Source organism: Puerhibacterium puerhi (assembly GCF_009846865.1).
GTDB classification, from domain to species: domain Bacteria; phylum Actinomycetota; class Actinomycetes; order Actinomycetales; family Cellulomonadaceae; genus Puerhibacterium; species Puerhibacterium puerhi.
The window spans coordinates 115096-137186 of sequence record NZ_WUWN01000008.1 but is presented as its reverse complement, the minus strand read 5'-3'; the positions used below and the strand labels follow the sequence as shown (position 1 = coordinate 137186).

General features: G+C 76.3%; 15 protein-coding genes and 1 tRNA gene. 11 read left to right on the top strand and 5 right to left on the bottom strand.

The genetic code is table 11. The annotated features are described in order from the left end of the window. Together GSF02_RS07040 and GSF02_RS07035 are read left to right on the top strand one after the other, a co-directional pair. Positions 1–982: RecB family exonuclease (locus GSF02_RS07040; protein WP_159794144.1), on the top strand; the 982-nt coding region annotated here is incomplete at its 5' end. Positions 983–1137: 155 nt separating this feature from the next. After that, positions 1138–4533 (top strand): ATP-dependent DNA helicase, encoded by a 3396-nt coding sequence (locus GSF02_RS07035; protein WP_201308828.1) that lies wholly within the window; start codon positions 1138–1140, stop codon positions 4531–4533. A gap of 206 nt (positions 4534–4739) precedes the next feature. On the opposite strand, the gene GSF02_RS07030 is transcribed toward GSF02_RS07035, so the two are convergent. Next, the gene (locus GSF02_RS07030) at positions 4740–5663 is read right to left on the bottom strand and encodes a macrolide 2'-phosphotransferase (protein WP_159794142.1); all 924 of its coding nucleotides are present in this window, start codon (positions 5661–5663) and stop codon (positions 4740–4742) included. Between the two features lie 121 nt (positions 5664–5784). Here GSF02_RS07030 and nudC point away from each other — a divergent pair, with 121 nt between their 5' ends. Continuing rightward, positions 5785–6822 (top strand): NAD(+) diphosphatase, encoded by a 1038-nt coding sequence (gene nudC, locus GSF02_RS07025; protein WP_201308822.1) that lies wholly within the window; start codon positions 5785–5787, stop codon positions 6820–6822. 101 nt (positions 6823–6923) lie between these two features. On the opposite strand, the gene GSF02_RS07020 is transcribed toward nudC, so the two are convergent. Then, complete coding sequence (locus tag GSF02_RS07020) at positions 6924–7232, bottom strand: mycoredoxin (RefSeq protein ID WP_408003870.1); 309 nt, start codon at positions 7230–7232, stop codon at positions 6924–6926. A gap of 124 nt (positions 7233–7356) precedes the next feature. On the opposite strand from GSF02_RS07020, the gene GSF02_RS07015 reads away from it, so the two are divergent. From GSF02_RS07015 to GSF02_RS07005, 3 genes are all read left to right on the top strand, one after another. Next, positions 7357–9405: an ATP-dependent helicase gene (locus tag GSF02_RS07015; RefSeq protein WP_159794140.1), complete on the top strand. Its 2049-nt coding sequence runs from the start codon at positions 7357–7359 to the stop codon at positions 9403–9405. Positions 9406–9552: 147 nt separating this feature from the next. Then, complete coding sequence (locus GSF02_RS07010; RefSeq protein WP_159794138.1) at positions 9553–9777, top strand: hypothetical protein; 225 nt, start codon at positions 9553–9555, stop codon at positions 9775–9777. 168 nt (positions 9778–9945) lie between these two features. Then, positions 9946–10308 (top strand): WhiB family transcriptional regulator, encoded by a 363-nt coding sequence (locus GSF02_RS07005; protein ID WP_328799003.1) that lies wholly within the window; start codon positions 9946–9948, stop codon positions 10306–10308. A gap of 3 nt (positions 10309–10311) precedes the next feature. Here GSF02_RS07005 and GSF02_RS07000 read toward each other — a convergent pair whose 3' ends face one another. Further along, positions 10312–11346 (bottom strand): ThiF family adenylyltransferase, encoded by a 1035-nt coding sequence (locus GSF02_RS07000; protein ID WP_235915419.1) that lies wholly within the window; start codon positions 11344–11346, stop codon positions 10312–10314. A 285-nt stretch (positions 11347–11631) separates the two neighbouring features. Here GSF02_RS07000 and GSF02_RS06995 point away from each other — a divergent pair, with 285 nt between their 5' ends. After that, positions 11632–12240: a M48 metallopeptidase family protein gene (locus GSF02_RS06995; RefSeq protein ID WP_159794134.1), complete on the top strand. Its 609-nt coding sequence runs from the start codon at positions 11632–11634 to the stop codon at positions 12238–12240. On the opposite strand, the gene GSF02_RS06990 is transcribed toward GSF02_RS06995, so the two are convergent. Further along, complete coding sequence (locus tag GSF02_RS06990; RefSeq protein WP_159794132.1) at positions 12237–13790, bottom strand: zinc-dependent metalloprotease; 1554 nt, start codon at positions 13788–13790, stop codon at positions 12237–12239. The two genes, GSF02_RS06995 and GSF02_RS06990, sit on opposite strands and share 4 nt — an antisense overlap. A 149-nt stretch (positions 13791–13939) precedes the next feature. Here GSF02_RS06990 and GSF02_RS06985 point away from each other — a divergent pair, with 149 nt between their 5' ends. The 3 genes from GSF02_RS06985 (at position 13940) to GSF02_RS06975 (ending at position 18753) form a co-directional block, all read left to right on the top strand. Beyond that, positions 13940–15079 (top strand): YlbL family protein, encoded by a 1140-nt coding sequence (locus tag GSF02_RS06985; protein WP_159794130.1) that lies wholly within the window; start codon positions 13940–13942, stop codon positions 15077–15079. Between the two features lie 318 nt (positions 15080–15397). Then, complete coding sequence (locus tag GSF02_RS06980) at positions 15398–18427, top strand: UPF0182 family membrane protein (RefSeq protein ID WP_159794128.1); 3030 nt, start codon at positions 15398–15400, stop codon at positions 18425–18427. Positions 18428–18676: 249 nt separating this feature from the next. Further along, positions 18677–18753, top strand: a tRNA-Met gene (locus tag GSF02_RS06975). A 133-nt stretch (positions 18754–18886) separates the two neighbouring features. On the opposite strand, the gene GSF02_RS06970 is transcribed toward GSF02_RS06975, so the two are convergent. Then, on the bottom strand, positions 18887–21247 hold the full coding sequence (locus GSF02_RS06970; protein ID WP_159794126.1) for an FUSC family protein: 2361 nt from the start codon (positions 21245–21247) through the stop codon (positions 18887–18889). A gap of 381 nt (positions 21248–21628) precedes the next feature. On the opposite strand from GSF02_RS06970, the gene GSF02_RS06965 reads away from it, so the two are divergent. Next, positions 21629–22081, top strand: coding sequence for a GtrA family protein (locus GSF02_RS06965; RefSeq protein ID WP_159794124.1), 453 nt, complete (start codon positions 21629–21631; stop codon positions 22079–22081). Positions 22082–22091 lie beyond the last annotated feature (10 nt).

Below are 22091 nucleotides of genomic sequence, written 5' to 3'. Positions count from 1 at the left end.
GGCCGGCGGCGACGGCGTCGCGCGGGACGGCGCGGCAGCGGCGGGTGCCGCGCCGGTCGCCGGGGCGCCGCGCGATCCGGCGCCGGACGACCGCGCGCCGGACGACCCGGCGGCCGTCGCGGCCGTGCTGCTCGCCGACCTGGCCGCCGCGGGCGTGCCCGAGGCCGACCCGCGCACCTGGTACGGCGTCGCGCCGGCGTCGAGCGAGGCGCCGCTGTGGGCCGAGGACGCCACGGTCCCGGTGTCGCCGTCGAAGGTCGAGACGGTGACCACCTGCGCCGTGCGCTGGGCGCTCGAGGCCGCCGGCGGCACCAAGCCCGACGCCACGCACCAGACCCTCGGCACGCTCGTGCACGCCATCGCCGAGGACCTGCCCCGCGGCTCGCTCGCCGAGCTGCGCGCCGAGCTGGACCGGCGCTGGCCGCAGCTCGCCCTGCCCGAGGGCTGGCCGTCGCGGCAGCTTCGGCAGCGGGCCGAGCGGATGGTCGAGCGCCTGGCCGCGTACGTCGCCGGGGCGGGGGAGCCGCTGCTGGTCGAGGCCGAGTTCGACCTCGAGGTGGGCCGGGCCCGGCTGCGCGGCAAGATCGACCGCGTGGAGGCGGCCGGCGACGGCGCGGTGGTGGTGGCCGACCTCAAGACCGGCCGCAGCGCGCCCAGCAAGGCCGAGGCCGCCGAGCACCCGCAGCTCGGCGCGTACCAGCTGGCCGTCGAGGGCGGGGCGCTCGACCTGCCCGAGGGCACCCGCAGCGCCGGCGCGCAGCTCGTCTACGTCGGCACCCCGACGGTCGCCCCGACCGTGCGCGAGCAGGGCGCGCTGCGCCCGGAGCCCGACGGCTCGAGCTGGGCCCGCGCCCTCGTCGAGGGCGCCGCGGGCACCATGGCCGCGGCGCGCTTCGACGCCCATCCCAACGACCTGTGCCCGATGTGCCCGGTGCGCCGCTCGTGCCCGCTGCAGCCCGAAGGACGGAGCGTGATCGCGTGAGCACGTCCCCGCTCGACCCCGCCGACGGCGCCGACGGCGCCGCGGACCTCGGCCTGGACGCGCTGGGCCTCGACGCGCTCGACCAGGGGACCCTGCGCCTGCCGCACGCCGTGCCCGACGGCTGGTCGGCGCTCGAGCCGCCCGCCGCCGAGCCGGTGACCGAGCCCGCGGCCCAGCCCACCGCCGAGCCCGTCCGCCCGCGCCTGTCGGCGCGGGAGATCGCGCGCCTGATCCGCCGGCCCGAGCCCACCGACGAGCAGGTGGCCGTCATCGAGGCCCCGCTGGAGCCGACCCTCGTCGTGGCCGGCGCGGGGTCCGGCAAGACCGAGACGATGGCCTCGCGCGTGGTGTGGCTGATCGCCAACGGGCTCGTGCAGCCGGAGCAGGTGCTCGGCCTGACCTTCACGCGCAAGGCGGCCGGCGAGCTGCAGCAGCGCGTCCAGGCCCGCCTGGCGCAGGTCAACCGCGAGCTCGGCCGCGCGGCGTCGAGCCTGGACCTCCTGGCGCGGCCCACCGTCGCCACGTACAACGCCTACGCGGCCTCGCTAGTCACCGACCACGGCCTGCGGCTCGGCGTCGAGCCGGGTTCGCGCCTCCTGGGCGAGGCGAACCAGTGGCAGCTCGCCGCGCAGCTGGTGGAGTCCTGGGACGGCGACCTCGGCACGGACCGGGCGGTCTCCGGCGTCGTCGGGGGCGTCATCGCGCTGTCCGGCGAGCTCGGTGAGCACCTTGTGGCCGTCGACGACGCGCGCGCCTGGCTCGACGACGCCCTCGAGCGGCTGGAGTCGCTGCCGCTCGGGCCGCGGCAGAAGAAGCGCACGGCCGAGGTGGAGAAGCTGCTGCGCGACCTCGCCGAGCGGCGGCGCCTGCTGGACCTGGTGGAGGAGTACCGGCGGCGCAAGCGCACCGCGGACGCCATCGACTTCGGCGACCAGATCGCGTTCGGCGCCGAGCTCGCCCGTTCGGTGCCGGCGGTCGGGGTCGCGGAGCGCTCGCGCTACCGCGTCGTGCTGCTCGACGAGTACCAGGACACCTCGTACGCCCAGGTCGAGCTGCTCGCCGGGCTGTTCGGGGGCGGCCACGCCGTCACCGCGGTCGGCGACCCGCACCAGTCCATCTACGGCTGGCGCGGGGCGTCGGCGTCGGGCCTGGCGCGCTTCCCCGACCGGTTCCGCCGCGCGGACGGCCGGCCCGCCGGCGTGCTGAACCTGTCGACGTCCTGGCGCAACGACCGTGCCGTGCTCGACGCCGCCAACGTGGCCGCCGCGCCGCTGCGCGCGGCGGTGGCCGGCCCGGCCGCCGTCGACGTGCCGCCGCTCGCGCTGCGCCCCGGCGCCGGCGAGGGGCGGGTGGGCGCGTACGTGGCGACCACGCTGGAGGAGGAGGCCGAGGCGGTCGCGGAGTTCGTCGCCGCGCGGTGGCGCCCCGGGGCGCACCCCGAGGGGCGCACGACCGCCGCCGTGCTGTGCCGCGCCCGCTCGCAGTTCCCCGCCGTCGAGGTGGCGCTGCGCAAGCGGGGGCTGCCCGTGGAGGTCGTGGGCCTCGGCGGCCTCCTGTCCACGCCGGAGGTGGTCGACGTCGTCGCGCTGCTCGAGGCGGTCCACGACCCTTCCCGCGGCGACTCCCTCATGCGGCTGCTCACGGGCCCGCGCGTCAACCTCGGTGCTGCCGACCTGCACGCCCTCGGCTCGTGGGCCCACGACCTGGCCCGCCAGGACGCGCCGGCCGGAGGCGCCGCGTCCGGCGGCCCCGAGGCGATCGACCCGCAGGCCATGGACGCTGTCGACGAGCTCGACGACCCGGTGATCGAGGGCGACGTCGTCGACCACCGCTCGATCGTGGACGCCCTGGACGACCTGCCCGCCCCGGGCCGGCCGGCGCGTGACGGGCGGGTGCTGAGCCCGGCCGGGCACACGCGGCTCGCCGCGCTCGCCCGGTTGCTGCGCGGCCTGCGCGGCCTGACGTACCTGTCGCTGCCCGAGCTGGTGGTCCAGGCCGAGCGCGCGCTGGGCCTCGACGTGGAGGCGGCGACCGCCGACGCGCTGGCCACCCTCGTGCCGGAGGCCGGCGACCGCGTCAGCCTGCGCGGCCGCGAGCACCTCGACGCGTTCCGCGACGTCGCGGCCACCTTCGCGCAGTCGGCCGACGTCGCCACCCTCGGCGCGTTCCTCGCCTGGCTCGGCGTCGCCCGCGACGCCGAGCGCGGCCTCGACATGCCCGTGCGCGAGCCCGACCCGGACGCCGTCCAGGTCATCACGGCGCACGCCGCCAAGGGCCTCGAGTGGGACGTCGTCGCGGTGCCCGGCCTCGTCGACGGCGTCTTCCCCACCCTCGCCGAATCCCCGAACGGCGGCCGCACGGACAGCGGCTGGCTCAGCGCCCCGGGCGCGCTGCCGTACGGGCTGCGCGGCGACGCCGAGGACCTGCCGTCCTTCCGCTGGGACCTCGCCTCCGACACCAAGGACCTCATGGCCCGGCGCGACGAGTTCCGCGCCGCCTGCGGCGAGCACGTGCTGGCCGAGGAGCGCCGCCTGGCGTACGTCGCGTTCACCCGCGCCCGGCGCGAGCTGCTGCTGACCGCCCACTGGTGGGGCACCGGCAGCAAGCCGCGGCGTGTCTCGCCGTTCCTCGCCGAGCTCGTCGAGGCCGGCGTGGTGACGGCCGACGGGTGGTCGGCCGCGCCGGACCCGGCGGACCCCAACCCGCGGGACGCCGACGAGGCGACCGGGGCCTGGCCGGCGCCCGACGACGGCGAGGCAGGCTCGCCGCGCCAGGTCCTGCGCGCGACGGCGGCGCTCGTGGACGCCGCGGCCGCCGCCCGGCCGGGCGTCGAGCCCGGCACGCTCACCGCACCGGCCGGAGCGCTGCGCGACGCCGCCGGGCACGACCTCGTCGAGTTCGCCCGGATGCTGCTGACCGAGCGCGCCGAGCGGGTCGGCCAGGAGGTCGAGCTGCCCGCGCACGTCTCGGCGTCGGGCCTGGTGCGGCTCGCCACCGACCGCGAGGAGTTCGCGCTCCAGCTGCGCCGCCCGGTGCCCTCGCAGCCCACCGTGCACGCCCGCCGCGGCACCCGGTTCCACGGCTGGGTCGAGCAGTACTTCACCTCGTCGTCGCTGGTGGACGTCGAGGACCTGCCCGGCGCCGAGGACGCGGAGCTGCCGGCCGACGTGGAGCTCGAGGAGCTGCGCGAGCGCTTCCTGGCCTCCGAGTGGGCCGGGCGCACGCCGGTCGCCGTCGAGCAGGACGTCGAGACCCCGGTCGCCGGGGTCATGCTCCGCTCGCGCATCGACGCCGTGTTCCCCGACCCCGACGGTGACCCGGGCTCCGTCGTCGTCGTGGACTGGAAGACCGGCAGCCCGCCCGCGGACGCCGCCGCACAGGCGGCGCGGGAGGTGCAGCTCGCCGTCTACCGGCTGGCCTGGTCCCGCTGGACCGGCCTGCCGGTGGAGAAGGTCAGCGCCGCGTTCTGCTACGTCGCGACGGGGGAGACGGTGCGGCCGCGGCGGCTGCTCGACGAGGACGAGCTGGAGGCGCTGATCCTCGGCCGGTGAGGGCCCGCGCCGCGCGGCGCCTCCGCCTCAGGCTGTGCTGCTGGCGCCTGAGGCTGCGGCTGTGCTGCGGGCGGATGCCTCGTTCCTCGGCCTCCCACCCTCCGCGGCGCCTCCGCTTCAGGCTGTGCTGCTGGCGCCTGAGGCTGCGGCTGTGCTGCGGGCGGATGCCTCGTTCCTCGGCCTCCACCCACCGCGGCGCCTCCGCCTCAGGCGCTGTCGCCCTCGCGGGTGGCCTCGTCGAGGTCGGCGAGCATCGCCACAGCGTCCTCCACGACGTCGGCCAGGCCGTTGCGCACGCCGTGCAGCAGCCAGCGGGCGAGCGCCAGCTCGCCGACGAGCAGCGCCCGGTCGACCAGCCGGGAGTCGTGCAGCTCGGTGCGCCGCAGCTGGTAGGCCTCCATGATCGAGTCGACCGCGTCGGGCGGAGCGGCCACGAGCAGCCACGCCAGGTCGTCGGCCGGGTCGGCCACGCGCGCGTCCGACCAGCCGGTGACCGCCGCGACGCGCTCGCCGAGCACCAGCACCTGCTCGGCCGCCAGGTCGCCGTGCACCACCACGGGCTGGAACCGCCACAGCGCGACGTCCTCGAGCGCGGCCTCCCACCGCCGCAGCAGGGCGGCCGGCACGCGGCCCGTGGCGGCGGCCTCGTCGAGCTCGGCAAGGCGCCGGTCGCGGTACTCCGTCACGGTGTAGGTCGGCATCCCGCACGACTCGACCACGCTGGGCGGCAGCTCGTGGATCGCGGCGATCGTGCGGCCGAGGTCGGCGGCGAGCCCCGGCCCCGGCGTGAGGGACTCGATGTCCAGCGGGGCACCCGCGATGTGCGGGTGCACCACGGCGCGGCCTCCTTCCGGCAGCGCCGCCGACCCGGCGACGCGCGGCACCGCGAACGGCAGCACCCCGGCGTCGTGGTACCGGTGCAGCCCCTCGAGCAGCTCGACCTCGGCCTCGAGCGCCGCGCCGGCCATCGCGGTCCGGGGGGCGCGCACCTCCCACGACGTGCCGTCGTCCGCGGTCACCACGGCGACGTCGTAGTCGCCCGGCGCGTCGACGGGGAGCACGGCGCGGGCGTCCAGGCCCGGCACGGCCGCCGTGGAGAGCGCCGCCAGGGCGAGCGGAGAGCGTGGCACCCGACCACCGTAACCGCGGCGGCGGGGTGCCCGGGACCGCAGGCGCCGCGTGTCGGGTGCGCCGGGGCCGAGGGGCGAGCGTGCGCCCGGGGCACGCCCGCTCGCGGGTTACGGTCGCCGGGTGAGCATCCCCCTCGAACCCGTCCCCGCACTCGACCTCCCGCTCGCGCGAGCCCTGCACGACCGCGCCGCCGACCACCGCACGGAGGCCGACCTCCTGGAGCGGCTCCAGGCGGACCCGGGGGCGCGGGCGTTGGTGCTGCTGGGCGACCGGGTCGCGGCGGCGGCCGACGGATCCGCGCTCGCCCTCGTCGCGCCTGCGACGCTGGCGGCGACCGTCCCGCTCGGCACGCCCGACGGGGCCGGTGCCGCTGGGCTGTGGGCCTACCTCGGCGAGCACGCGGGCACCTCCTACCTGGCGCTCGTGCTGCCCGCCCCGCACGGCGGCGCCGCGGGCGAGGCGCCGGACGGGGGCCCGGGCGGTGCACGCGCCACGGAGCCGGCGCCGGAGGCGCTCGGCCTGCCGGCCGGCACGACGTGGCTGGGGCTGCGCCGGCTGGAGGGGCTGGACGAGCTGGAGCTGGGCCTGGTCACGGAGGCCGTGGCCCTGGCGAACTGGCACGCGGTGCACGGCTTCTGCCCGCGCTGCGGGGCCGCCACGGAGCCGGTGCTGAGCGGGTGGGTGCGCCGCTGCCCCGTCGAGGACCGTGAGCTGTACCCGCGCACCGACCCGGCCGTGATCATGGCGGTCGTCGACGACGAGGACCGCCTCCTGCTCGGCCACGCCGCCCACTGGCCGGAGGGCCGCTTCTCGACGCTCGCCGGGTTCGTCGAGCCCGGCGAGAGCCTCGAGCAGGCCGTGCGGCGCGAGGTCGCCGAGGAGGCCCGGCTCGTGGTCGCCCCCGACCTCGGCGACGTCGTCTACCGCGGGTCGCAGTCGTGGCCGTTCCCGGCCTCGCTGATGCTCGGCTTCCGCGCCCGGGTCGCCGGCACGGGCGCGCGGCCGCAGGCGGACGAGGTGGAGCTGACCGACGTCCGCTGGTTCACGCGCGACGGCCTGCTGGCCGCGGTGGAGGCCGGCGAGGTGCTGCTGCCCGGGCACCTGTCGATCGCGCGCTCGCTCATCGAGGAGTGGTACGGCGGGCGCCTGCCCGACTGAGACGTCGCGGCAGCTGCGGGCAGCTGCGGGTAGCTGTGGGTGCAGGACACGCCGTGCGGGTTCCGGTCCGCACGGCGTGTCCTGTACCCACGACGGTGGGGTCAGCGGCCGAGCGCCGCCTTGACGTCCTGCAGCGACGGGTTCGTCGCGGCGCTGCCGTCGGGGTAGACGACGGTGGGCACCGTGCGGTTGCCGCCGTTGACCTGCTCGACGAACGCCGCGGTCTCCGGCTGCTCCTCGATGTCGATCACCTGGTAGCCGATGCCCTCGGAGTCGAGCTGCGTGCGCAGCCGCCGGCAGTAGCCGCACCACGCCGTCGAGTACATGGTGACGGTGCCGGGCGCCGGCAGGGCGGGCTCGGCGGGCTGGGCAGTCGGCTCGTCGGTCGGCTGGGTGGTCGACGTGGTCATGCGGGTCCTCCTGGGCTGTCTCGGGGGCGACGGCGGGCGCCGGGCGCGCCGCCCCACCTGGCTGGAGCCGGTGGCTGGGGACGACGCGGCGCCCGTGTCGGGACCGGCTGCAAGAATCGCACCGATGTCCACGCAGACCAACACGCCGGCGGTCGCCGCTATGCCCTCCTCGCCCGACGCGATCCTCGAGGCGCTCGACCCGGAGCAGCGCGAGGTCGCCCTCGCCCTCACCGGGCCGGTCTGCGTGCTCGCCGGCGCGGGCACGGGCAAGACCCGGGCGATCACCCACCGCATCGCCTACGGCGTGCGCACGGGCGTGTACAAGCCGACGTCGGTGCTCGCCGTGACGTTCACGGCGCGCGCGGCGGGGGAGATGCGCACCCGTCTGCGCCAGCTCGGCGTCGTCGGGGTGCAGGCCCGCACCTTCCACGCCGCGGCGCTGCGGCAGCTGTCCTACTTCTGGCCGCGCGTCATCGGCGGCGCGCCCTCGCGGATCATGGAGTACAAGGCCCCCGCGGTGGCGGAGGCCGCGCGGCGGCTCGGCATCAGCGTCGACCGCGTCGCCGTGCGCGACCTGTCCAGCGAGATCGAGTGGGCCAAGGTCTCGCTCGTGGCCCCGGACGACTACGAGCGGCGCGCCCTGACCGACGGGCGCCCCGCCCCCGCCGGCTACGACCTGCAGACCGTCGCGCGGCTGGCCTCCGCCTACGAGGAGGTCAAGAACGAGCGCGGCGTCATCGACTTCGAGGACGTGCTGCAGATCCTCGCCGGGATCCTCGCGGAGAACCGCGCCGTGGCCGAGGAGGTGCGCAGCCAGTACCGGCACTTCGTCGTCGACGAGTACCAGGACGTCTCGCCGCTGCAGCAGTTCCTGCTGGACCAGTGGCTCGGCGGGCGCAAGGAGCTGTGCGTCGTGGGCGACCCCTCCCAGACGATCTACTCCTTCACCGGCGCCACGCCGAGCTACCTGCTGGACTTCCGCCGGCGCTTCACCGGCGCGCAGGAGATCCGGCTGGTGCGCGACTACCGCTCGACGCCGCAGGTGGTCCACCTGGCGAACGAGGTGCTGCGCCGCGGGCGGGTCTCCGGGGCGCTCGAGCTGCGCGCGCAGCGCCCGGCCGGCCCGCCCGTGAGCTTCACGGTGTACGACGACGACGAGGCGGAGGCCGCCGGGATCGCCGCCCGCGCCGGGCGGCTGATCGCCCAGGGCGTGCGCCCGAGCGAGATCGCCGTGCTGTACCGCACGAACTCCCAGTCGGAGGCGTTCGAGGCGGCGCTGGCCGACGCCGGCATCGGGTACCAGGTGCGCGGCGGCGAGCGCTTCTTCCAGCGCAAGGAGGTGCGCGACGCCGTCGTGCTGCTGCGCGGCGCCGCGCGGTCGTCGGACCCGGACGTGCCGATGCCCGAGCAGGTACGCGACGTGCTGACCTCGGCGGGCTGGTCCGACCAGCCGCCGGCCGCCCGCGGCGCGGCCCGCGAACGCTGGGACGCCATGCAGGCGCTCGTGGCGCTCGCGGACGACCTGGCCGCGGCGGGCAGCCCGGAGGGGCCGGCCACGATGGCGACGCTGGTCGCCGAGCTCGAGGAGCGCGCCTCGGCGCAGCACGCCCCCACGGTGGAGGGCGTGACGCTGGCGTCGCTGCACGCCGCCAAGGGCCTGGAGTGGGACGCCGTGTTCCTCGCGGGCATGAGCGAGGGGCTCATGCCGATCTCCCTGGCGGAGACCGACGACGCCGTGGCCGAGGAGCGGCGCCTGCTCTACGTGGGCGTCACCCGTGCGCGGGTGCACCTGGAGGTGTCGTTCGCCCGCTCGCGCAACCCGGGCGGGCGCGCCGGCCGCAAGCGCACGCGGTTCTTCGACGGGCTGTGGCCCGACGACGAGGGCGACCGCCGGCAGCGTACGCCCCGGGCCCGCAAGGGCCAGGCGCGCGAGCTGCTGACCGGCGAGCACGACCAGGCGCTCTTCGACGCGCTGCGCGAGTGGCGCCGGGAGGTGGCGCGCGAGACGGACAAGCCCGCGTTCACGGTGCTCTCGGACGCCACGCTCGCCGCGATCGCCGAGGTGCGCCCGACCTCGACGGCGCAGCTGGCGCGCGTCAACGGCATCGGCCCGGCGAAGATCGACCGCTACGGGGCCACGATCCTCGCGATCGTCGCGGACGCGGCGTCCTGAGCGGGCGAAAAAACACCCGCGAGAAGAAATCTCGAAAAAAAGGTGTGGCCCCGCCAGGGGCCCGGTCTATGCTCGGGAAGTCCCTGACGGAAGAGGTGTGGGCCGAGAGGCCGGCGCCCGAGCTTGAGTGAGGAGGTGGGTACAGCGATGGAGATTGTCAAGACCACGATGTCGGCGAACGTCCCGGGCATGCCTGTGCAGGCTGCGGCGACCGCCGGCTTCCGTGTGCGCCCGTTCGGCGACGTCCTGCTCGCGGCCGGTGACTCCGGTGAGCGGCACACGTCTGCCTTCTCGCGGCGCGCTCGCGGCGGCCGCGTCGATAACACGCTCTCGCTCGTACCCGACTCCGTCACCTGGGTGACACCGGTCTAGCACCGGATCCAGGCCGCGGAGTCCACTCAGGACCCGCGGCCTTCGTCTTTCCGACGAAGTAACGGCCCCACGAGGCCGGCCTCCGGATCCCTGGCACCACCAGGGGTCCACCGCAGGTCCTGGACGCAAGAACCGACGTTCATCCCACAGGACCTCACGGAGGACACCGTGCGACTCGCACACCTGCTCGACGAGCGGCACCTGGAGACGGCTCCCGGGACCGCCGCCTGGACTCCTCACCAACCGCTGGCCACCGCCGACGCCGACCGGGCAGCCTTCGACACGATGCTGCCCTGCCGCACCAACGACGCGGAGCTCTGGTTCGCCGAGCACACCGCACAGGTCGAGCAGGCCAAGGCGCTGTGCCGCACGTGCCCGCTGCAGGCGGGCTGCCTCGCCGGCGCGATCGACCGCGCCGAGCCGTGGGGCGTCTGGGGCGGCGAGGTCTTCGTCGACGGCGTGATCGTGGCCCGCAAGCGCGGCCGCGGCCGGCCCCGCAAGACCGACAACGCCGCCTCCGCGGTGGCGTGACCCTCAGCCCGCCCGGCGACCGCCGGACGGGCTGAGGGTCGTGCACCCGCACCGCGGGTGCGGGCTCAACGGCACCGCCCGCGGCACGGCCCCCGGGAGCGCCACCTCGAGGAGCGCGCCGGCCGCAGCCGGTCGCAGCCCGTCGAGGTGCGCCAGCACCTGAGCCGCCGCGAGCGCGGCCGACGCCGCGGTCAGCGTCGTCTCCTGCGGCGCGTCGGCGAGCTCGCGCAGCTGCGCGACGAGCGCCGGCCATGCCGGGTCGGCGTCGGCCCGGTGCAGGTCCGCGCACCGCGCGCACGCCGTGACCCCCGGCAGCACGAGCGGCCCGACGACGACGTCGGCCTCGCGCACCACCACCGGCAGGTGCGCCACCCCCTGCGCGACCAGCCGCGCGTAGCGCGCCGGCGCTGCGGCCCGCGACTCCACCAGCACCGCCACGTCCGGCGCCCCGTCGCCGCGGACCAGCGTCCGTGGCGCCACCCGGCGCAGCCGCTCGCCCAGCACCTCGCCGCGCGGGCGCCCCACGTGCTCCTGGTCGTAGGCGCCGAGGCCCAGGTCGGTGACCTGGACGGGGGAGGGGTCGGCGAGCACGAGCGCCCCCACCCCGGCCGTGGCCAGGTGCAGGCTCACCGCCGCGCCGAGCCGCCCCAGCCCGGTGACCGCCACGGTGCGACGGGCGCGGGCCGCCACGACGGCCGGCCCGCCGCCGTCCGACAGCAGCGCGCCCAGCACCGGCGCGTCCGCCGCTCCGCCGTCCCGCCGCACCTCGGCGGCCGCGTCCGTGCGTGCCTCTTCGACGGGCTGCAGGAACCCGCCGCGGCGCAGCACCGCCGCGATCTCGTCGCGGCGCTCGGCGGCGACCCCGTACCGGGCCGCCACCGTGGCAGGGCCGGCGTGCCGGCGGGCGGCGAGGTCGCGCAGCCACGCCACCTCGGCCCGGTCCAGCCCGGCGAGGCGCAGCGCCCACCGGGGGTCCGTGCCGAGCTGGACCTCCCCGTCGCCGCGGTCGAGCACCACGGTCCCCGGACGCAGTCGCACCCGGTCGAGGGCAAGGGCGGGCGGGGGCGCCGCGGTGCGACCCGGGGCCCCGGGGCGGTCCGGCCTCGGGTCCGGCGGGCGGGGCGCCGGGCCGCGGTGGATGACGACGTCGGGCATGCCGCCAGGCTCGCAGGTGCGGCGGCGCGCCGTCGGCGGTCGTCCACAGGCACGGGGCGGCGCCGTGAGCCGCCGCGGGGACGGGGCCGGACCCAGGGTGCGGGCGCGGGCGGGCCCGGCCGGTGTGGTGACCACCACATCCGCCCGGTTCTCGGCTACGGTCGAGGCGTGGCCCAAGACGCGCCGACGGTCGTCGAGGTGCGCCGCAGCCGGCGGCGTACCGCGACCGTCAGCGCCTACCGCGACGGAGACCGGACCATCATCGCCATCCCCGCCCTGTTCTCGCACGCGCAGGAGCAGGAGTGGGTGGCGAAGATGCTGGCCCGGCTGGAGGACAAGGAGCGTCGGCGCCACCCGTCCGACGACGAGCTGCTGGCCCGGGCGCGCGAGCTGTCCGAGCGGTACCTCGAGGGCAGGGCGCGACCGACCAGCGTGCGGTGGTCGGCCAACCAGGGCCGTCGGTGGGGGTCGTGCACCCTCGTCGACGGCTCGATCCGCATCTCGACCCGGGTGCAGGGCATGCCGTCCTGGGTGATCGACTACGTGCTGCTGCACGAGCTCGCCCACCTGCTGCACTCCGGGCACGGCCCGGAGTTCTGGCGGCTGCTCGAGGGCTACCCGCGCACCGACCGGGCCCGCGGGTTCCTCGACGGCGTGTCGTTCGTGCAGGACGCCGCGCCCGCCGCGGACGGCGGGTCCGACCCGGGCGCTGGGCATCCCGTCGCGTCGCTGGGGGACGACACCGGCCGGCGCGCGCCGGCGGGCGCCTCCAGCTAGCCCTGCCGGCCCGGCGTCGACGGCCCGGCGTCGGGACCGTCGCCCGGCTCCCCGTCGCCCGGCTCGGCCGCGTCGCCCCCGCCCGCGTCGCCCCCGGCCGGCTCGTCACCCGGCGCGTCGTCGTCGGCGGCGAAGATCTGCGCCAGCGCGGCGTCGACGTCGGGGTGCGCCGTCGACTGCGCCTCGCGCCGTGCGAGGTAGCCCGCCGGGTCGTCGAGGTCGATCGGGCCGGGCAGCAGGTCGGGGTGGTCCCAGACGGCGTCGCGGCCCTCGGCCCCGCCGGCCAGGGCGACGCGCGCGAACAGCGCGGCGGCGTCGCGCGAGCGGCGCGGGCGCAGCTCGAGGCCGACGAGCGACGCGAACGTGTCCTCCGCCGGCCCGCCCGCGGCGCGGCGGCGACGGAGCATCTCGCGCAGCGCCACCGCGTGCGGCAGGTGGGGGAGCGCGGCCTGCGCCGTCACCTCGTCGACCCAGCCCTCGACGAGGGCGAGCGCCGTCTCGAGCCGCAGCAGGGTGGCCTTCTGCTCCTCGGTGGGCTGGACGCCGAACACCCCGCCGCCCGCCAGGGCCCGGCGCAGCGCGTCGGGGTCGGAGGGGTCGACGTCGCGCACCTGCTGCTCCAGCGCGTCGAGGTCGATGGTGATGCCGCGGGCGTACTGCTCGACCAGGCCGAGCAGGTGCGCCCGCACCCACGGCACGTGCGCGAAGAGCCGGGCGTGCGCGGCCTCGCGCAGCGCCAGGAACAGCCGCACCTCCTCGGCCGGGGCGTCCAGGCCCTCGGCGAACGCGGCCACGTTCGTCGGCACCAGCACGGTGCCGGGCCCGGGCAGCAGCGGGACCCCGACGTCGGTGGCGCCGAAGACCTCGCGCGAGAGCGTGCCCGCTGCGTGCCCGACCTGCATGCCGAAGACGGCGGAGCCCAGGCGGCGCAGGAGCTGCGCGGGGTCGAGGCCGCCGAGCCCGCCCCCGAGCCCGCCGCCCACGCCGAGCGGGCCCAGCGCCCCGGCCGGCATGCCCGGCATCTCGATCGACAGGTCCATCCCGCCCGGCATCTGGTCGGCCAGCACGGTGGCCAGCGCGTCGGCCATGGAGGCGGCGACCGGGGCCACGAGCGCGTTCCACGCCGGCAGCGTCGCCTCGACCCACTCCGACCGGCTCCAGGCGTGCTTCGGCCCGCCCGACGGCGGCAGGCCCGTGGCGGCGTCCAGCCACAGCTCGGCGACCGTGAGCGCCTCGGTCGCCTCGCGGACCTGCCCGCCGGTGAGCGACGGGTCGCCCTCGGCGACGGCCACCTGGCGCGCCAGGTCGTGCGCCACGTCGGTGTTCACGGGACCCTCGCCCGGCGTGGCGAGCATGCGCTGCACCTGGGCCAGGGCCTGCTGCACCATCGCCGGGTCGGGCATCCCGGCGCCGGCCAGCGCCGCGGGATCGAACCCCTGGGCGCGCATCTGGGCGAGCACCTCGTCGGCACGGTCGCCGAACAGCTGCTGCAGCATCTCGCGCAGCATCCGCTCGTTGTCGGCGGCGTCTCCGGGTCGGTCAGGGGTCATTCGCGTGCTCCTCGGGTCGTCGACGGCCGTGCGCGCCGCGGGCGGGGGCTCCCCGCGCCGTCGTCACTCACCGTAACCAGGCCAACGGCGGCCCGGGCCGGCCGGTGCCGGCTTTCGCCCAGAGCGCAGCGAGCGGCGATGATGGGCCGGTGACGTCCACCCCTCCCGGCCCGCAGCCCCTGCTCCCGGACGACGCCGAGCCGGCCGCGCAGCCCGTGCCGCCCGCGAGCCCCCGCACCGTGACCCTCGGTGTGTCGCTGCTGCTCACGACCCTGCTGGCGGCCGCCGCGCTGGTGCTGCCGACGGCGTACGCGGTGCGCATGCCCGGGCCCACGGAGAACACGCTCGGCACCCAGACCGTGGGCGAGGGCGACGACGCGCGCGAGGAGCAGCTCGTCGACGTCCAGGGGGCGCGCACCTATCCGTCCACCGGCGAGCTGCGCCTGACCACGGTCTCGGTGGGTGGCGGGCCGGTGAGCAACGTGTTCGCCGGCGACGCGCTGCTCGCCTGGGCCTCGCCGTCCCGGGCCGCGCTGCCGGCCTCCGTCGTGTTCCCGCAGCAGGTCAGCCGCGAGGAGCAGCAGGAGCAGAGCGCCGCGCAGATGACCAGCTCGCAGCAGGCCGCCACGGCTGCCGCGCTGACGGAGCTCGGGTACGACGTGCCGGTGACCCTCACCGTCGCGGGCGCCGTCGAGGACGCGCCGGCCGCGGACGTGGTCGCCGCCGACGACGTCATCCGCAGCCTCGACGGGCACCCCGTCGCCACCTACGACGAGCTGCTCGACCTGCTGGCGGGCGTGACGCCGGGCGACGACGTCGTGCTGGGCGTGGAGCGCGACGGACGCCCGGAGGACCTGACCGTCACGACGACCGAGGGCGACGGGCGGGCCGCGCTGGGCGTCTACGTCGCCGCGGACTACGACTTCCCGGTGGACGTGACCATCCGGATCGAGGACATCGGCGGCCCGAGCGCCGGGATGATGTTCGCCCTCGCGATCATCGACGAGCTGACCCCGGAGGACGAGCTGGACGGCGCTGTCGTGGCCGGCACCGGCACCATCGACGTCGACGGCAGGGTGGGGCCCATCGGCGGCATCGTGCAGAAGCTGCGCGGCGCGGAGCGCGACGGCGCCGAGTGGTTCCTCGCGCCGGCGGACAACTGCGACGAGGTGGTGAGCAACGTGCCCGAGGGCCTGCGCGTGGTCAGGGTCGCCACGCTGGCCGAGGCGCGGGACGCGGTCGAGGCGATCGGGGCACGGCAGGCCGACGGGCTGCCCACCTGCTCCTGACGGCGGCGCGACGTCGTGCCGGCCGGGGCTAGGCCGGGCCCGCCCACGTGCCGGTCGCGTCCAGGCCACGCCCGCCCGGCGTCCTCCGGGCGTCCGGTCCGCACCCGGTCCGCACCCGGACTGGACGCTCCGGCCGGCGCTGGTGACCGGATCGTGACAACTTCGTGACCGACGGGGCTGACCTCGTGGGGGATCGGTGGGAACCTGGGAACGACCAGGGGCGTTCCCCTGGGAGGTCCTGTTCTCAGGGCGGCCCCTCCGGGGTCCGCCGGCCGGAGCCGGGCCGTCCGAACCGAGCAAGCCCCGAGTGAGGTGCCCGTGTCCTTCGCCCCACCCCGTCGTCCCGGACCGCCGCCGTCGCGGCGCCGCCGCAGCCCGATCGTCATCACGGTCGCGGTGCTGGCGGCGGTCGTGGCCGCGGTGCTGATCCTCGCCCAGTTCTGGACCGAGGTGATGTGGTTCGACGCACTCGGGTTCGAGCGCGTGGTGTGGACCCAGTGGATCGCCCGCGCCGTGCTGTTCGCGATCGGCTTCGTCCTCATGGCCGGGCCGGTGTACTGGTCGTTCGCCGCCGCGTACCGGGCGCGCCCCGTCTACGCGCCGACGACGCCGGAGCAGGCCACGCTCGACCAGTACCGCGAGGCCGTCGAGCCGCTGCGCCGCGTCGTGACCATCGCCGCGCCCGTCGTCGTCGGCTTCTTCGCCGGCGTGGCCGCCGCCGCGCAGTGGCGCTCCGCGCTGCTGGCGATCAACTCCCAGCCCTTCGGCACGGAGGACCCGCAGTTCAACATCGACCACGGGTTCTACGTGTTCCAGCTGCCGGCGCTGCGCTTCGGCGTCGGGCTGCTGATCTCCGTCGTCGTGGTCTCGGCGATCGCCGCGCTGGTGACGCACTACCTGTACGGCGGCCTGCGCGTGGGTCCCGTGCCCCCGGGCACGCCCCGCACGACCCGCGCGGCGCGGATCCACCTGGCCGTCCTGGCCGCGGTGTTCATGATCCTGCTGGCCGCGAACTACTGGCTGGACCGCTACTCGGTGCTCACGTCGTCGGGCGAGAAGTTCGACGGCGCGTCGTACTCCGACGTGCACGCGGTGATCCCGTCCAAGGCGATCCTCGCCGGCGTGGCGGTGCTGGTCGCCGTGCTGTTCCTCATCGCCGCGTTCCGCGGCAACTGGCGCCTGCCGGCGATCGGCGTGGGCCTGATGGTCGTCTCGGCCGTCGCCATCGGCGGCATCTACCCGGCGGTGGTGCAGCGCTTCCAGGTGACGCCGAACGCCCAGGAGCTCGAGGCGGAGTTCATCCAGCGCAACATCGACTCGACGCTGACCGCGTTCGGCCTCGACGACGTCGAGACCCAGCCGTACGAGGCGACGACGCAGGCCGAGGCCGGCGCGCTGCGCGAGGACGCCGAGACCGCGGCCTCCATCCGCCTGCTCGACCCGCAGGTGGTCAGCCCGTCGTTCCGCCAGCTGCAGCAGAACAAGCAGTACTACGACTTCACCGAGAACCTCGCGGTCGACCGGTACACCGTGGACGGCGAGTCGCGCGACACCGTCATCGCGGTCCGCGAGCTCAACCTCGACGGGCTGGGCGCCAACCAGCGCAACTGGGTCAACGACCACACGGTGTTCACCCACGGCTACGGCGTCGTGGCGGCCTACGGCGACCAGCCGGGCCCGGACGGGCGCCCGGCGTTCTTCGAGGGCGGGATCCCCACCGAGGGCGCGCTGACCGGTGCGGAGGAGTACGAGCCGCGGATCTACTTCAGCCCCAGCACCCAGACGTACTCCATCGTCGGCGCGCCGGACGACGCCGAGCCGTGGGAGCTCGACTACCAGGCGGACGACGAGGAGGGCGGCGGCCAGGTCAACACGACCTTCCCGACCGAGGAGGTCACGGCCGGCCCGAGCATCGGCAACCTCGCCACGAAGGTGCTGTACGCGCTGAAGTTCGGCGCCCAGGAGATCCTGTTCTCCGACCGCGTCACGAGCGAGTCGCAGATCCTCTACGACCGTGACCCGCAGGAGCGCGTGGCCAAGGTGGCGCCGTGGCTGACGCTCGACAACCGCGTCTACCCCGCGGTCGTCGACGGGCGCGTGAAGTGGATCGTCGACGCGTACACGACGTCGAACGCCTACCCGTACTCGACGTCCACGCCGCTGCAGGAGTCGGTGGCCGACTCCCTCACGCTGGCCGCCCAGCAGGGTGCGCCGGTGGAGCTGCCGGAGCAGGTCAACTACATCCGCAACTCCGTCAAGGCCACGGTCGACGCCTACGACGGCTCGGTGGACCTCTACGCGTGGGAGCCGAACGACCCGGTCCTCAAGGCGTGGGAGAGCATCTTCCCGACCTCGGTGCAGCCGATGTCGGAGATCTCCGGCGACCTGATGAGCCACCTGCGCTACCCGGAGGACCTGTTCAAGGTGCAGCGCACCCTGCTGCGCGACTACCACGTCACCGACGCCGAGCAGTTCTTCTCCGGCCAGGACTTCTGGGCCAACCCCACGGACCCGACCGAGTCCGGCGAGAACGCGCCGCTGCAGCCGCCGTACTACCTGACGCTGCAGATGCCCGGCCAGGACAGCCCGGCGTTCTCGCTGACCAGCACCTTCATCCCCGGCGGTAACTCCAACCGGCAGATCCTCACCGGCTTCCTGGCGGTCGACGCCGAGGCCGGGTCGGAGGCCGGTCAGAGATCGCCGGACTACGGCAAGCTCCGGCTGCTGGAGCTGCCGCGCGACCTGACCGTGCCGGGCCCGGGGCAGGTGCAGAACAACTTCGACTCGAACCCGACGATCTCCGAGCAGCTCAACATCCTCGAGCGCGGCTCGTCGTCGGTGGTCAGAGGCAACCAGCTGACGCTGCCCGTCGGCGGCGGCCTGCTGTACGTGCAGCCGGTCTACATCCAGTCGGCCACCGGCACGCAGTTCCCGCTGCTGCGCCGCGTGCTCGTCGCCTTCGGCGACCAGACCGGGTACGCCGAGACGCTGGACGAGGCGCTCGACCAGGTGTTCGGCGGCGACTCGGGCGCCGACGCCGGCGACGCGCAGGGCAACGCCCAGGACGAGGCACCCACGGCGCCGGTCGAGGGTGACGGCGCCACGGAGCCGCAGCCGTCCGCGTCCCCGTCGCCGAGCACCTCCGAGGAGCCGGCGCCGGCCCCGACCGGCGACGCCCGGGCTCGCCTGGACGCCGCGCTGGCGGACGCCAACGAGGCCATGCAGGACGGCCAGGCGGCGCTGCAGGAGGGCGACTTCGCGGCCTACGGCGAGGCTCAGCAGCGCCTGCAGGCGGCGCTGGAGGCGGCCGTGGCGGCCGAGGACGCGCTGGAGGGCTCGGCCGGCTGACGTCGCCGCCGGCCGGCGGCTCGCCGGCACGGCCAGCACCACGGGGCGGTCCCACCAGGGGCCGCCCCGCGGCGCGTCCGGGGTGCCTCAGGGGCGGCGCCGGGGACTGTGCCGGGGGAGCGGCGGCCGGCGTCCGGGCAGGGCGTCCGGGCAGGGCGTCCGGGCAGGGCGTCCGGGCAGGGGTGTCCGGCGTCACAGATGCCCGATTTGGCGTCGGGCGCCCCGGTCGCGTAATGTTCAGGGAGTCGACGCGGGGTGGAGCAGCTCGGTAGCTCGCTGGGCTCATAACCCAGAGGTCGCAGGTTCAAATCCTGCCCCCGCTACCACGCGGAACTGCGAGAGCAGGTCCGGACGAAGGCCCCCAGGGATCACCCTGGGGGCCTTCGTCGTGTCTGCACAGGTCAGACGCCTGTGGCGCGGAAGGTGTCTCAGCTCGCGTGGCCCGGGACGCGGCGGTGCTCAGCCAGTCCCGCCGTCCGACGGCGTGGTCCCGTGTCCCGACTCCACGCCCCCGCGCTCGCGCGGCAGCAGCCAGCCGAACCGTTGCTCGTCCCGGCCGGCGGCCGCCTGCTGCGCCTCGCGGGCCGGCTCGACCAGCGCGCGCTGGTGGCGGCGCATCGCGTCGAGGTAGTCGTGGGTCCAGACCAGTCGGGCCGCGGTGGCGGTGCGGCCGGGGTCCTCGCCGGTCAGGTCGCCGCGCAGCGCGTCCACCAGCGCCTCGGGGGGCGCGGCGTGGACCAGGGGGTCGGGGACGGTGCGGTCGCTGACCAGGCTGCGGGCCAGGGCGTCGTACCAGCCGACCAACCGGTGCGCGGCGTCGTCGATGTCGCGCCGGGCCGCCGGTCGGGGCGCCGGGGTCGAGCCGTCGCGCTGCCAGAGCGCGACGACGGCGTCGGCGACCAGCCGCACGCCCACCACGCCGTTGACCAGGCTCGTCACGCTCGCCAGGGAGGACGGCTTGACGCCGCGCTCGGTGAGGTAGGTGCGGTAGGCGTCGTCGAGGCGGCGCGACGCCGCGGACGCCGCGGCGGCGTCGGTCGCGGGCGGTGGGGCCGCGGCCGGCCCGCGCTCGCCGCAGGCCATCCCGTAGCCGACGGCGGCAGCGAGGTAGCGGATGCTGTCGGCGTACGCCCCGGCGATCGCGCGACGCAGCTCGGCCCCGGCGCCCCGCGGCCAGAACAGCAGACCGACGAGCAGGCTGACGCCGCAGCCGAGCGCGACGTCCTCGACCCGCACCAGCCCGACCTGCCAGCCGGCCGGCTGGAGCAGGTTGAACAGGATCATCACCAGGACCGTGAACGCGGCCTGCCCGGCCGCGAAGGAGACCGCCGCCGGCAGGAAGCCCGCCACCAGCACCGCGAGCGGGAACGCCGCCCAGAGCACTGGCTCGTCGGTCCCGATCACGTGGACCAGCAGGCCGCCGACCCCGAACCCGACGGCGGTGCCGAGCAGGCTCCGCAGCGCCTGCTGCCCGGTGCTGAGGGCGTTGGAGCGCAGCACCGACAGCGTGCCCAGCACGACCCAGAACGCGTGCTGGATGCCCGAGCTGTCCGCGACGAACACCGCGAGCGCGAGCCCGACCGCGCCGCGCACGCTGTTCTGCAGCCAGACCGAGCGCAGCCGCAGGTGCGCCGAGCCGCGCTGGACCGCCGCCGCCCAGCCGGACGGGATCCCGGCGGGCTGGCGGCCCAGGAGCCGGTCGGTCCAGGTCCGCCGCCACGCGGCGGAGGTCAGCACGACATTCGTCGCGAGCCGGCGGGCGCCGAACGCGAGCTCGTGGGAGCGGAACGTCGGGTCGAGCGCGGTGAGCGTGACGGCGTCGGCGTCGTCGCGGGCGCGGCCGTCGCCGCGCCCGGCCACCAGGGCGCTCGCGACGTGGTCGTCGAGGGTCTCGGTGGCGGTGCGCAGCACCGCGACCCGGGCCTCGAGGTCGCGGCTGCCGGCCCCGGGGTCGTGCAGCACCCGGGCGGCCAGGTCCAGCACGTCGGCGGCGGCGAGCACGACCGCGCTGGCCTCCGGGGCCACGTGATGGGCGACCGTGGCGGCGGGCCGCCCGTGCTGCACCACCTGGGCCAACCACTCGACCTCGTCGGCCAGCCGCACCACGGTGCGGTCGACGGTGTCGAGCGTGGTCGGCCGGTACGGCGCGGCGAGGTAGGTCGTCCGCAGCTGCTCGGCCGCCGCGTCCGAGGCAGCGACCGCCCGCTCCCGCTGTGCGAGGCTGGGTGCGCCCGGCCCGCCCGCGGCGAAGGCGACCTCAGCCCGGAGCCCCGCCGCCATCAGCCGCAGGCAGCGGGCCACGGGCTCGCGCAGCGGGTCGGTGGTCGGCGTCGGCCACAGCAGCCCGACCGCGAGCAGGCCGAGCACGGCCGCGAGGCCCCAGCCTGCGATCCGCTCCGGTATCGCGCTCGCTGACGCCGGCAGGCAGGCCGGCAGGACGTAGGCCAGCAGCAGCGCCGGGGTCGCGCTCGCGAGGAGCGAGCTGACCACGCCGGCGAAGAGGATCGGCAGGCCCACGGCCAGCATCCCGAGCGCCGCCAGCCAGGGGTGCGCGGAGGTCAGCGTCCCGAGACACACCAGACCGACGCCGGCCGCCCCGAGCGCTGCCTGGGCCTGCAGCCGCTGCGGCATCGGCCCGGTGAAGTCGGCCAGGAGCAGCACGGCGAACGAGCCGAACACCGCGAACAGCCCGAGGTACTCGTCGCCGACGACCTCCAACCCGAGGTAGAGCGCCAGCGGCATCACCAGCGCGCCCCGGGCGGCCCGACGCAGCGCCGCCAGGTTGCGGTCGTGTCGTCGCGCCCGGTCGAGCCACCTCATCCACGGTGATTCTGCCGGTCGGACGGCTCCCTGCCCTCCCCCGTAGCAGGTGGACCGCCGCCCGGCCTGGCCGCCAGGACCGCCAGGACCGCTCGGCGCGCACCTCCCGCACCGGCGCGACCGCCTCGTCCGCGCTGTGCCGCAGACCGTGCCCGGTGAGGCTCACGTCACGGTCCAGGGCCGAGGAACGCCGGAATACCGGGGATCCTGAGCCGTTAGAGTGATCGCTGCTGTCTGCGCGCCGTGCTCCCGTCGGGAGCGGCGTCGGAGGATGCCCAGGTGCTCGGGAACGAGCCGGACCGGCAGCGACACCGACTGGCGAGGCCGACGATCGTGCACGCGGACGATCCGAGAGGGACTGTGAGCGACCAGGTTTCTGTGGTGACTGCGGACGTCGGTCCGCGCCCGGACGTGGCCGGGGCGCCCCGTGCCCGAGGCGCCGGCTGGCGGTTCGGCGCGACCGGTGCCGCCTCGAGTATCGTCTACGGGCTCGTCGTCGCCGCGCTCGGGGTGGTCTCGGCCATCCCGGTGCAGGTGGCGCACCTCGCCGGGACCGCGCTGTCGACAGTCGTCGCGAGCGCGCTGCACCGGCGGTTCACCTTCCGCGCCGCCCGGACCGCCTCCTGGCAGCGCAGCCAGGTCGCCGGCGGCGGGACCGCGGTCCTGGGGATCGCTGTCAGCACCCTGGCCCTGACCGTGTGGCAGCACGTGGTGGCGCACCCCACCCGCCTCGAGGACGTCGTCCTCGTCTACGCGGTCAACGGGCTGATGGGGCTGGTCAACTTCTTCGTGATGCGCCGCGTGCTGCGGGCGCGGCCTGCCGCCCGCTCGTAGCGCGGGTGCC

Bases quoted from the DNA above. Each gene is read 5' to 3' on its own strand.
- GSF02_RS07020 (WP_408003870.1), bottom strand. From the start codon at position 7,232: ATGACCACGTCGACCACCCAGCCGACCGACGAGCCGACTGCCCAGCCC.
- GSF02_RS07015 (WP_159794140.1), top strand. From the start codon at position 7,357: ATGTCCACGCAGACCAACACGCCGGCGGTCGCCGCTATGCCCTCCTCG.
- GSF02_RS07010 (WP_159794138.1), top strand. From the start codon at position 9,553: ATGGAGATTGTCAAGACCACGATGTCGGCGAACGTCCCGGGCATGCCT.
- GSF02_RS06990 (WP_159794132.1), bottom strand. From the start codon at position 13,790: ATGACCCCTGACCGACCCGGAGACGCCGCCGACAACGAGCGGATGCTG.
- GSF02_RS06970 (WP_159794126.1), bottom strand. From the start codon at position 21,247: ATGAGGTGGCTCGACCGGGCGCGACGACACGACCGCAACCTGGCGGCG.